Source organism: Methanoregula sp., from assembly GCF_049518935.1.
In the GTDB taxonomy this organism is placed as follows: Archaea; Halobacteriota; Methanomicrobia; order Methanomicrobiales; family Methanospirillaceae; genus Methanoregula.
Genome location: NZ_JBEKRH010000003.1, coordinates 102776 through 114634 on the forward strand (window position 1 = coordinate 102776; position 11859 = coordinate 114634).

Sequence of the window (11859 nt, forward strand, 5' to 3'; positions counted from 1 at the left end):
AGATCTCATTCCAGTTAGCTTGCAGGAGCCTTTGCTGCCACTCCCACATCGGGACATCTGGGTTCGTCCAACTGTATGATCCTGCCTTGCAGTCTTCACTTGGGGAGTCTGGGGATCTACAGGTTGCGGTTGCGGGGTTGTAGCGACGGGCAGGAAGAGCACACCCCCTTCATGCTCGACCCGCTTGACGCGCATGGTCTCGCCGTTGTTCCGGCTCCAGACCTCAACACCGTCACTATCCGAGGTACATGAACTCCCCTCGCCGGACTTACCTGGAAGTGCATCAGCCGAAAGCATGGACACGGAATTGTTAGCTTTTGGTACGACCGGCTCGGGAACTTGTGTGCAACGCCATTCACCGGGGTGATCAGGGTCTAGCCTGCACGTCAGGTGAAGATCTCCGTCGGTATTCTCTTGCGGTACTGTCCTATCCTGATGAACAGGAGAGGTTGCCCCTGCTGGGGTTTTGGGCGCATCTTGCTTACCCGAAGAAAAAATCTCCATAGTTTCCCACCATTACTGTTCTTTTTCGTCAGAGAGTGTATCTTCGGACACGAGCTGGACGAGGCCGTCACGGACCATGACTTCGCACAATGCCCGGTAGAGCAAAGGAAGACCAGCTACGACTCGGCGAGGGATTTTGACCGGGCTGACCGGTTTTTCTATGCCGTCGCTTTTTCCGTATCGCTGTTGGCCCTTTGCGGAGCCCCGGGCATTAGTTCTCGTCATATTGTTATCCCGTGTCAGGCCGCTGCTCAGACGGAGCTGCACTCACTAACAGTTTGTCCTATGTTGCTGCCGGGATAAATAGTACACGTATATCTAACAAATGTGAGTATTAACACACAATTTAAATGTGTGTAATTCCTATTACTTCATATGACGTCTGATAAAAAGGGGGATCTGGGGCGCAGAGAAGACGAGGCTCGCCTAAAAATACAAAAATTTCTTCAAGGTCGCCGTAATCCCGATACAAGACAATATGTCGAGAAGATAATTGAATACCTGGAGAATGTCAGGAAAAAAGATACTGACAGAAAAAAACCAGAACGAGAGGTTGGATGGGTCCGGGTCAAGGATCTTCTTGGTGAGTTCGTGGGAGAGGGCAAACTCATTAAAAACGGAACAACATTTTACAGGCTGATTGCCGATCTATCGCAGGATCTCATTATTGATAAGCAGACTCAACCGATGCCTCACGAAAAAGGTCGTCAGGCCACATTTTACCGAACATTGTCCAAATACCGGCGTGAATGGATATTTTCACGGGATGGATTGGAGTCTGCTTACGCTGAAAGGATGGCGTGTATTCATGACTTAATTGAACAACTCATAATCGCCCAGAAACTTTTAATGGAAAACGGATGCCCAAATCCTCATGAGATAATTATTGAACGGTTTAAACACCAGAGAAAGAAGAAACCATCGTGCTCTGCGGCCCTAGAACCGAATCTCATTCAGGAATTTAGAGATGAAAAGGGTAATATTGACTATCAGGGACTTATCAATAAGATTGCGACGAGGGGGCAGGAGAATAAGGGGTCCACCCTTTAGCGTAATAGTATCGCAGGTATCTCACTCAGCAGCTACCCTTTTTTTGTGCAAGGACTTTTGCAATTGCTGCGACCTGTTGGGGGGTCAGGTTCTTGGCAAGGCTGTTGAGTTTATCCATGGCTTCGCGCTGTTCCTCTGCTGCCTGCTCGATCTGTTGCAATCGCATCGTGAGTGCTGCATTTTCCTGCTGGAGCGCATCCTGGTTTTTACGCAGCTCCTCATTCTCAACAGCAATATGAGCCAGTGCACCATCGTGCTTTTGTAACGTAATTTTAAACCCAGCCTCAATCGCTTTTAATTCCTGTTCTTCGGTGATAGTCAAGAGATGTTGGACTTTCAAATATTCTTCTGCCAATTGTTTGACGGGGTATCTCCGATATGCTGCGGTCATGTTTCCGCCGTGACCAGCTAAAGTTTCAGGAATTTCTTTTGAGCTTGCCAGCAGTGCCATTTGACTTATGAAAAATTTTCTCGTCATGTGAAGATGGATCTGTGACCGTTTGGTCCTCTCATCTTTCGTCATAAGCCCGGCATTGACGACGGCATTTTCAAACATTTGGTTGGCAACGTTCGGGCTGAACGGGAAGATGTGATCGCCGTTGCTTTCCCGCTCTTTCGATTTACCAGCCTTGACAAGTCCCAGGTTCTTCCCGTTCGATGATTTCAGGTAGTCCTCACGAACACTCAGCCATTCTTTGAGGGCATCCACGGCTTGCGGTGTGATGAACGTAATCCGTGCCTGTTGGGTTTTTGTATATTCCGCCCTTATGGAAATCTTTGCTGGCACTGATTTAAGGTTAATATCACTATCCCGGAGTTGGAGGGTTTCACCGATTCTCATTCCTGAACTCAGGAGAGTAAGGGTGAGGCTTCGACCTTTGATATCCATGTATCGCAATATCGCGCGGATTGTTTCAATATCAAATTCCTTCTCGGCTGTGACAACACCTCCCTTAATTTTTCGCCGTATGCGCTTTAGATCGGCATGATCGATGATTATCTTGTTACACGCCAAAAATTCATGGACGAGATTGATAATTTGACGCTGTGACAGCGGAGGACGGCCTTTCATACTGGTTCGGAAATCCATCAGATCCTTCTTGTTGTCGCGCGTTTCTGAGAGGTACGTATCAATCATCTCCTCATACCTCTCTTTTTCTTCTGGCGTGGTTCTCTTGTTTCCCGTAGACTTGATACGGTTTACGTACTTGATGAATGCATACACTGCCGACTGGTAACCAGGCCGTGTTGAGGGGTTATCATAATCAGCTAAAAATTCCTGTAATTTTGACATAAATGCATATTGGATTCTTCGACTATAAATAAATAATTAACAGTTTAACTGTGATTGTTTTTTAAAAAAACCGTGTTCCGCGGATTTATCCAATTTCATAGTTCCCCGGTTTTTTTACCGGAGGTGTGTCGGAAATTTTGTTCAGTGGATTTTACGTTATTGTGGAAAACCGGTATGCACCCTTCGGGACGAGGATCTCAAATCGTGCTCCCTCCCCCGCAATCCCCGTTTCCTGGATCGACATTCCGGTAATGGAAAGGATTTCCCTGACAAGGAAGAGGCCAAGACCGGTATTCTTACCATACCCTCTCTCGAAAATCTTTTTCTTTTCATCCACGGGAATTCCCACACCGTTATCCTGGAAGATCAGGAGAAGTCCTGGCGCTTCTTCCCGGAACGTGAACGTGAGCTCCGTTACCTTCTGCCCGTGCAGGAAGATGTTCTCTATCAGGTTGAAAAAGACTTTTTCCAGGAGAGGGTCGGCGTAGATTTCCAGACCGTTCAGCTGGATCTTCCGGGCGATTTTCAGTGAATCAAGGTGCGAGATAGCGTACAGGAATACCCGGTTGACATTCTGCCAGCGGGATGGCTGAACCCCCAGTTCCTGATAATTCTTGGCAAAATTCAATGAACTGATGATCTTATGGACAAGGAACTCCTCTTTTTCCGCATAGGATTTGGCTTTGCTACTCTCCCGTTCACTGTTTGCCAGCTGCATATATGCCGACAGGGCAAAAATGGTGCTCTGGATATCCTGGAATATGACGGTGTTGAGCAGCCCCAGTTTTTTCCGTGCCTGCTCCAGTGCATTTTCTGCCATATGGCGTTCGGTAATATCCCTGACGATAGCGAGGACACGTTGTTCGCGTACACCCGCTTCTGTTTCCAATTCTATCCTGCGGAGCCGGACTTCAACCGGGAACTCTTCACCGTTTCTCCTCCTGCCAACCCATGCAAAATCGGTCGCTCCCTGTTCGAATGCCTGTTGTATCCGGGCCATCGCCATCTCGGAAGTGCAGCCTCTTCCGCTCGCAATCTCCGGTCGTAAACCGGCCATCTCTTCGAGCGAATAACCGTACCCTTTGACAGCGTTCTCGTTCATATCAACGATTCGCCCCTCTTTGCTGTGGACCATGATCATATCCGGGGAACCTTCATAAATAGCCTGAAGGAATGCCTTGGCACTGCGGAGATCTCTCTCAGTTTTGCTGAGTTCCTCGTAGTTCTGTTTAAGTTCCTCCTCGCTTGCTGTCTGCTCTTCATACGCAGTATGGAGTTCCCTGTTCCTCCTCTCCAGTTCCTGCTGGGCAGTAACACGGTCCGTGATATCAACAAATGAGGCGACGCTCTTTGTTGTACCGGGAATCATGGATACACTGACGATACAGCGCCGGATGTTTCCATTCCGGTCCCGGAAGCCGAACTCGTATACCTCCGGGACCTGTGATGGGTTGGTACGTCGTTCGCTATGATAGCGGTTCATCCGCTCCAGATCTTCCTGGACAACAAACTCCCTCCAGTTTCGTTTTCCCTCTATCTCTTCGCGGGAATATCCCGTTATCCTTGCATAACCTTCATTGGCCCTGCTGACCGTCGCATCCTCATTAATGATGATCGAAGCAGCCCCCGTGGTCTCAAACAATGTCCGGTAAAAAATTTCAGATTCCTTTAATGCCTCTTCAGCCCGCTTCTGGTTAGTAAGATCCCGGAATGCTACCTGGACTGCCGGTAACCCTTCCCACGTTGTTGGTGTTGCAACAACTTCTACGTCATATTCCGTTCCGTCTCGATGAAGGAATTTCTCGTGGCGGGGCAACTGGGTGGTTTCCAGCGCCTGTGTGGCATGTTCTCTTATTATGGCAAGATAGTCCGGATGAACTACATCAAGAATCGAGAGCCCGATCAGCTCCTCAGATCCGGTACTGCCGAAAAGCCTGGCCGCTGTCCTGTTGGCATAGACGATTTTCTGGTCCCGGTGTAGGATCACGCCGTCAAACGTATTTTCGATAAGGTTGCGGTATTTCTCCTCGCTCTCCCGGAGTTCGTGTTCCCTGGCACTGAGCTCTTCGTAATTCTGCCGCAGTTCCTCCTCACTGGAAGTCAGTTCTTCGTATGCCGCATTTAAGGCCTCGTTTTTCTTCTCCAGCTCTGCCATCTTCTGCTGGAGCTCGGGATAGTAACTCTTCCGGATGGACGACTCTCCGAGTCCGATGATCTTGTTTCTCTGACCCTGCCAGTCGGATGTTTCATCAGAGTGCTTCTTCATAAATCCGTTCGATATCCTTCCGGGTCGGCTGTCTCGGGTTGGTGGCCATGCAGGGATCGTGCATCGCATTTTGTGCGAGTGACGGAATATCCTGTTTTTTGACACCAAGATCTCCCAGTGTCTCCGTCACTCCGAGCGTGTTGCGCATTGCCGTAATACCGGAGATGATCTTCTCTTTTTTATCCGTCAGGCTGAGGCCGGAAAGATCAATGCCCAGTGCATTCCCGATATCTTCGTACCGTTTCGGGCACGATGGAAAATTAAATGCCATGACGTGCTGCAGCAGCAGGGCATTGCATTCCCCGTGGGGGAGATCCGAGAAACCTCCAAGACTGTGAGCCATGGCATGGACTGCGCCCAGACTGGCGTTGGAGAATGCAAGGCCGGCAAGCAGGCTCCCGAGCATCGTCTGGTACCGGTGTTCAAGGTTCTTTGGATTTTTTTTGGCCAGGGGAAGATGTGCATGCATCAGCCGGATCGATTCGAGGGCGTTGATGTCAGTAACCGGTGAACTCGCATTGGAGACATAGGCTTCAACACTGTGGGTGATGGCATCCATGCCGGTGTGTGCCGTCAGTTCGGGAGTCAGGGTCGTGAGGGGGAGGGGATCGATCAATGCAATATCCGGAACAATCTTCTTGCTGATAATCGCAATTTTCACGCGTCTTTTGGTGTCATTGATGATGGCGAACTGGGAAACGTCAGCTCCGGTGCCGGCCGTTGTTGGGATGCAGATGAGCGGTGGGGCAGGAACGGGGATATTATCCACACCTTCAAATTCCAGGATGTGCTTCCCATTTGAGGAGACAATCCCGATCCCCTTGGCACAATCGATGGGACTCCCGCCACCGACTGCCACGATGGAGTCACACCTGGATTCCGTGAAGGTCTGTGCCCCCTTCATAACCTCTTCATCGCGTGGGTTGGGAGAGACACCGGAAAAAATGGTATAATCGATCTCCTCTTCCTCCAGACAGTCAGTAACACCTTTTACCCATCCTTCCCGGATTAAATTGGGACCGGTTACCACGAGTACATGCCGTGCACCAAGGTTTTTTGCATACCTGCCTGCCAGCAGGCGGGCATCAGTCCCGATCACAAATTCCGGTGCAACGAATTTCCTGAGTTCAAAACTACCGGATGGTGCCATCATTCAGCTCCCCACTCAAATCAATACACGGTATACTAATATTTTAACATTTTGAAGATCCCGGACCTTTCGTCAGCATGAAGGATTTTTGTGAACAATTATGGGATTTTCCGGTCATAACGGCCGGGAGTGGGAGATGCCGTTCTTTTTACCGCTCACGCATCAACCTGTCCCGGGGAGATCTGTCTCTTCGGGCCGGAGGATTCCCATGAAGCGAAGCAGGTTACTTAATCAGCATTTTGTAATATATACATAAGAAGGAAAAATCCGAATGTTTTCCGAAGTAATCCAGGCTCCGGTATGTACAAGGGCCTGATCACCGGGAACATCTGATCATCATACTGCCGGGAGACAGGGCTCGTGTGACTGATACCGTTCTTGTCGTTGACGACAGCACATTCATTGTTGAGGGTCTCGTAGCCCTGCTCAAAAAAACCTATCGCGCAATTCCCTCATTTGGCGGAGAAGAATGTCTCCAGATCCTCCTGACCGAGAAACCCTCCGTTATCATTCTCGATATCATGATGGAGCCCATGGACGGGTGGGAAACCCTGTCCCGGATCAAGGATAATCCCCGGACCCGGAATATTCCGGTCCTGATGTTCTCGGCAAAAAAGATCAGTTTTGAAGAAGCAGAGGCACACCGGATCAGGATTGACGATTTTCTGACAAAACCGGTCAATCCAAAAGAGCTCCTGTCCGCTGTTGCAAGGATACTGGAGCGGCAGGACCGGAAGAAACGTACCCTCTCCTGCTGGACTGCCCGTGGCGTCCCCCCGGAAAAGATCGACGAATACCTTACCCTCTCTTCAAATTCCGAGATAGACACAAGCCTGCTGGCGGTCATGAAAAAACAGCTGGCCCATCCCTCGATTACGGAACTGAGACGTGAAGATCTTGCCTCGTCGGTTCTGGTCCTTGAGGAGAGGATCCGCAGTACCGGATCGCTGATAGAGTCATTTTTCCACGATACCGGCATATCCCTTCCCTGCGATTCCGATCCTCCTGAACTGCCCGCTGCGATGATCGGAACACCCCCGTGTGAAACCCCCTCATTACCCCGTGAAGCGGATACCGGGAATCTGCCCGCCGGGATCTCTGCGTCGGGAATCCCTGAGAACGATCCCGGCAGGAATGAAGCAGAAGACCACGTCGGGATCTCCATGGCACCGGCTGCAGATTCTGTGGAATTGATGACCCCTCCACAGCCAGAGAAGAATATGGCTTTTGGAAACCTTCCAATTCCCGGATCTGAACCCGAAACACCTGTTGATGATCTGCTATCCCGGGATGAGAATAATCCCCCACAGGATCCCAGAGGAGAATTTCCTGATGACTCAAATCTTCCACAGGGATCTGATCCCCGGAATCCTGATGGCGACATACCCAGAAGCCCGGATCCTTTCCCGGGAGTTTCCGCTGATACAGACACGGTAGTGGATCCCTATGGTGCCGCTGGCGATAATCCTGCGGAGGAACATACTCCTGCAAAAGTCCCGTTCGATCCTGAAGAGCTTTTTGAGTCAGAACCCCGCCCGGACCACGTCACTGCCGGGCATGCCTGTCAGGCCCCTCACGGATTCCCTCCGGATAGCGATGTTCCCTTGTTACAGGGTACCTGTCCATTGGAAAAAGATATCCCTCCTGTGAATATCCCGGATACAAGCACCCGCGGCCGGGAAACGAAGATCCCGGGAGGCCATGAGGTGAAACCGGGTGCAGGCAGTTCTGGCAGGGGTATCCTTGCGATCATCTTCCGGCTCCTTTTTGGGGGCCGGGGATAAACCCGGAACCTGTAAAAAGTGCTGTTGGGGGAGAAGAGCATGAATCCGAATCTGTTACCCATGTATGCTGCGGTGTAGTGTTAACCTCACACACCCGTCATTTTTTCCCGGCAGGCCGGAACTCCCCTTTGGGCACAATGATCTCGAAACGGGCCCCTTTTCCGGGAACACCGCCTTCCCTGATGGCGATACCGGTAATGGAAAGAATCTCCCTGGTTAAGAAAAGGCCAAACCCGATATGCTTCCCGAATCCCCGTTCAAATAATCTTTTTTTATCCTGTTCAGAGATCCCGGCACCATTGTCCTCGCACGCAATGAGAAGATCTCCGTTCTCGTTCCTGGCTGATATTACCATCTCCGACAATTCTTCCCCGCCGTATTTCAGGGCATTGTCGATCAGGTTGTAAAAGACTTTCTCAAAGAGCGGGTCTGCCAGGACTTCAATATCTGTTCCGTTACAATGGACAACCGTCTCTCTCATGGGCAGGGATGCAACAGCCCGTGAGATGCACCCCCGTACATCCTGCCAGGCCGGTGCATTGACACCCATCTGTTCATAATCCCGGGTGAAGCTGATCTGGCGTTCAATCGTGGCTACTGCCTGCAGCTCTTTTTCGAGATACCCGTGGATCTTCTCCGGATCATCTTCAGACTGTTGCGACAGGGTGAGATACCCGGTGAGTGCCGTCAGCTGGTTCAGGATATCATGGCGGGTGATACCCGAGAGCAGGTTCAGTTTCTTGTTGACCTGTTCAAGGGCATCGTGGTAGGCTTTCCTTTCCGTGATATCCTCGACAAGGGCAAGATAATTGAGGAGCCTGCCGTGTTCATCCCGTATTGGTGAGATAGTAAGAGATGCCCAGATGATCCCGCGATCTTTTCGGATATAGCGTTTCTCCGTGGAATAGATCGGAATCTCACCGTCACGAAGCATGCGTATATTCTCGCGATCCGCCACAAGATGGTCCGGGTGCGTGATGTTGCCAAAGGTCATGCGGAGAAGTTCGTCCTCCGGATACCCGAGCATCTGGCAGAATTCCGGGTTCACGTACTGGTAGAGGAAATCCGGTGTCGAAAGTGCCATCCCGATCTGGGCATACTCGAAGATCTTCCGGAACCGCATCTCGCTCTCCCTGAGTGCTTCCTCGGTCCTCTTGTGTTCCGTGATATCCCGCGCTGCTGCATAGATCAGTTTGCCTTCGTACGGGGACGATCGCCATTCGATCCAGCGGTATGTCCCATCCCTGCACCGGTAACGGTTGACAAAATTGGTAACTTCAGTATTCCCGGCAAGGGTTTTGATCGTGTCCAGTGTTGCCTGCATATCATCGGGATGAACAAAATCCAGGAAGCGTTTTCCCTCCAGTTCATCCAGCTGGTATCCGAGTGTCCGTTCCCATTCCGGGTTGAGACGGATAAATGTACCGTCCGTTGTCGCGATGCAGAGAAGATCCAAAGAGAGATCGAAAAATTTGTTCCGTTCCCGGGTAATCTCTTGGAGTGTTGCGTGATTCTCTGCAACCGCAGTATATTGCTCGCTGAGCTGACAGCCTACGGAGATAAGGCGTTCATTCACGCTCCTGAGTTCATCTTCGCGCTGCTTCTGGTCGGTGATATCCACGAACATTGCAACCATGGTGCCGGGGATCGTCTGGAACGCCCACACGGAATACGTGCGGGAGACCTGCCCGCTCTGGAATTCTACCTGGTCGGCGTGCCAGGGATTGCCATCGGATGCAACCTTCCGGTAGGTGTCCGGGAGTGTTGTTTTCCCGATCCCGGGAAATGCCTCCTCAATAGATCTGCCGATAAGGTGGCTGTGATCAAGGGAAAGGAATGCATCGGCCTGCGGGTTCGCGCCGGAAAAAATGAGTCTGCCGTCAGGTTTCAGTTCAAAGAAATGCATGCCGAAGGGAGCATTTTTTATAATATTACTGAACCGCAGCTCAGCTTTTTCAAGGGCTTCACGGCCTGCCGCCAGATCATCCAGCTGCTCCTGCAGTTCTTCTTCTGACGACGCGATGGTCCCGCAGGCATCCCTCAGTCTGCTCTCATCAAGTTTCTGCTGCGTGATATCACGTATCGACTCGATCGCGCCGATCACATTTCCTTTCTTGTCCATGAGCAGGGACGCCTTGCAGAGAAAACTTTTCGGGGTATTTTTTGGGTGGGCACTGGTGGTTTCAGCGATCAGGATGCCCCGTTCCTTTTTCACAATGGAATAATGCCGCTGCCTGATATCTTCATCCGGTGCCCGGATAAGATCGATGAGGAGCGGGCGCCGGTCCCCGTAAAAGGGGAGTGCATACTCGTACTGGCCTTTCCCCAGCATTTCCTGTGCGGGAACGCCGGTCACCTCTTCAATCTCCCGGTTCCACGCGATCACCTTCCCGCCGGCATCGGTTGCAAACGTTGCATCCGGCAGGAAATTGATGATATCGGTCAGGCGCTGCTCAGAATCTTTCAGGGCATCGACGGCATGGTGGCGTTCAATCGCCTGCCCGATCTTGTGCATGAGTTCAGCAAACTGCGCACTGGCATCACCTCCCTTCTGCAGGTAAAAATCCGCGCCATTATTGATTGCATCGATGACCACCTCTTCCCGCCCCCTCCCGGTAAAAAGGATAAACGGAATGTCGCCGATGGTCGACCGGACCTGCTTGAGAAAAGCGATCCCGTCTTCTCCTGCCATATGGTAGTCCGAGATAATTGCGTTGAATGATGCCTTCGCGAGGATCCGGTGGGCCTCCTCAACAGAGAGTGCCGTGTCTACGCTGAACTCACCGGACATCTCAAGATATATTTTTCCCAGCTCCAGCAAATCCGGCTCGTCATCTACGTAGAGAACAGTGTACATACAGGACCCGGCAGTTTTATATACAGCCCATTTGGATGGTGAACAGTTAAGTATTTTTTCTGAAGACTGCAAAAAGAGCCGGCGCCTGCCGGCATAAAAAAATCATCCCGCGCTGCCGTTACCCTGTTATGGAATCATGTGCCGGGCATCACAAGGTACTGCAGGATTCGTTCCATAACGGCAGGGTTCCTGGGCAGGTTGATATGGCAGTACCGGGCAGGGGAAAGCGCAGGGTTCTGGTTTTCCTTTCCGCTGGTGATCACAACGGGGGATATTCCCGGCAGGCAGGACTCTGTGTGAGCAACGATACCGTCACCGGCAAACGTTGTCCGGTAGGTTTCCCCGCCGGCGTACTCCCATGTCTTTCCCAAAAACCAGGGAAAGAATGCCGGGTCCTCGTGGATATTGGTGGTCACGATAATCCGGTAGATGATATCGGGCCGGGTACCTGCGGCCCTCAGGTGCTGCATGACCGTGCTTCCCGGCCGGACATCCTGGACAAGGGGGTCAGAACCCGGATCGTATCCCACGGGGACAAATATCTCTGACAATTGCCCGATGATCTCCTCTTTGCGGCACGGATCGTTGAAGAGTTCGGCAAGGGCTGAGCCATTGTTGGGCGGGCCAAGACAGATGAGTTGCCTTACCGACTCCCCTTTCACGGTACCGTCCTGCACTTCAAGGAAGTACCGGGCAATACAGCTCCCAATGGAATGACAGACAATATCAACCGGTCCACCATATCCTTCCCGGTTCCGCATCGCCCTGATAAAACTCTCAAGGGCTTCCGCAATTTCAGGTACCGCGGACTCTCTCATAGCGGAATGATCAAATTTCCAGACGGGTATGGAAACACCCGCAAGGAGCGGATCGAGGCGGTTCCAGATACCGGGATGACTGTTCCAGCCATGGATCAGTACGACCGGGACCCGGCCTTTGGCGCATTCTTTCATG

8 protein-coding genes are annotated in these 11859 nt (G+C 51.4%); 2 read left to right on the forward strand and 6 right to left on the reverse strand.

Annotation, left to right across the window (positions count from 1 at the left end; genetic code table 11):
* Positions 1–516: 516 nt before the first annotated feature.
* A complete protein-coding gene (locus tag ABSE13_RS03705; RefSeq protein ID WP_424027145.1) occupies positions 517–729 on the reverse strand; it encodes a hypothetical protein in 213 nt (70 codons plus the stop codon).
* Positions 730–879: 150 nt separating this feature from the next.
* Between ABSE13_RS03705 and ABSE13_RS03710 the strand changes: the two genes are divergently transcribed.
* The gene (locus ABSE13_RS03710; protein WP_424027146.1) at positions 880–1554 is read left to right on the forward strand and encodes a hypothetical protein; all 675 of its coding nucleotides are present in this window, start codon (positions 880–882) and stop codon (positions 1552–1554) included.
* A gap of 25 nt (positions 1555–1579) precedes the next feature.
* Here the strand turns inward: ABSE13_RS03710 and ABSE13_RS03715 are convergent, their stop codons facing one another.
* The 3 genes from ABSE13_RS03715 to ercA form a co-directional block, all read right to left on the reverse strand.
* Entirely contained in the window at positions 1580–2848 is a 1269-nt protein-coding gene (locus ABSE13_RS03715; protein WP_424027147.1) for a site-specific integrase, read from the reverse strand.
* Positions 2849–2999: 151 nt separating this feature from the next.
* Positions 3000–5114, reverse strand: coding sequence for a PAS domain-containing protein (locus ABSE13_RS03720; protein WP_424027148.1), 2115 nt, complete (start codon positions 5112–5114; stop codon positions 3000–3002).
* Entirely contained in the window at positions 5098–6267 is a 1170-nt protein-coding gene (gene ercA / locus ABSE13_RS03725) for an alcohol dehydrogenase-like regulatory protein ErcA (protein WP_424027149.1), read from the reverse strand. Before ercA ends, ABSE13_RS03720 begins: the two co-directional genes overlap by 17 nt.
* 359 nt (positions 6268–6626) lie before the next feature.
* On the opposite strand from ercA, the gene ABSE13_RS03730 reads away from it, so the two are divergent.
* Positions 6627–8048 (forward strand): response regulator, encoded by a 1422-nt coding sequence (locus ABSE13_RS03730; RefSeq protein ID WP_424027150.1) that lies wholly within the window; start codon positions 6627–6629, stop codon positions 8046–8048.
* A 97-nt stretch (positions 8049–8145) separates the two neighbouring features.
* Here the strand turns inward: ABSE13_RS03730 and ABSE13_RS03735 are convergent, their stop codons facing one another.
* Both ABSE13_RS03735 and ABSE13_RS03740 read right to left on the reverse strand, forming a co-directional pair.
* Complete coding sequence (locus ABSE13_RS03735) at positions 8146–10905, reverse strand: PAS domain-containing protein (RefSeq protein ID WP_424027151.1); 2760 nt, start codon at positions 10903–10905, stop codon at positions 8146–8148.
* A 134-nt stretch (positions 10906–11039) separates the two neighbouring features.
* Positions 11040–11858 carry an esterase/lipase family protein gene (locus ABSE13_RS03740; protein WP_424027152.1) on the reverse strand — a complete coding sequence of 273 codons (819 nt, stop codon included), beginning with the start codon at positions 11856–11858 and terminating at the stop codon, positions 11040–11042.
* Between the last annotated feature and the right edge of the window lies 1 nt (position 11859).